The following is a 507-nucleotide window of genomic DNA, read 5'->3' on the forward strand; positions in this document are numbered from 1 at the left end:
CCCGGAGCGCCGCGACCGGCCGTTCGACGAGAGCGAGCGGCTGTTCGTCGAGCTGCTCGCCGACTGGCTGGGGCGGGCGCTCGAACGGCGGGTCGCCCGCGAGGAGCGCGAGGCGGCCGTCGACCGATTCGAGGAGACCCTCGAACGGATCGACGACGCCTTCTTCGCGCTCGACGACGACTGGCGGTTCACCTACGTCAACGAGCGGGCCGCGGCGCTGTTAGAGCGCGACCCGGACGAGCTGCTCGGCGCCGACGTCTGGGCGGAGTTCCCGGCGGCGATAGGCGAGGAGTACGAGACGAACTACCGGCGGGCGATGGAGACGCAGGAGTCCGTCTCCTTCGAGAGCTACTACGAGCCGCTGGACCTGTGGACCGAGGTGACCGCGTACCCCTCGCCCGACGGGCTCTCCGTGTTCTTCGCGGACGTCACGGACCGGAAGCGCCGCGAGCGGGTCCTCGAACGGCTCCTCGGCACCGTGGAGGGAATTCAGCGGGCCGACGGGAG

The 507-nt window shown here is 71.0% G+C and carries 1 protein-coding gene; it reads left to right on the forward strand.

All coding sequences use genetic code 11. The features are described 5' to 3' along the window. The coding region (locus tag D3D02_RS19035; RefSeq protein ID WP_121571363.1) for a PAS domain-containing protein at positions 1-507 on the forward strand (507 nt) is incomplete at both ends.

It is taken from the genome of Halobellus sp. Atlit-38R, from assembly GCF_003665925.1.
In the GTDB taxonomy this organism is placed as follows: domain Archaea; phylum Halobacteriota; class Halobacteria; order Halobacteriales; family Haloferacaceae; genus Haloquadratum; species Haloquadratum inordinatus.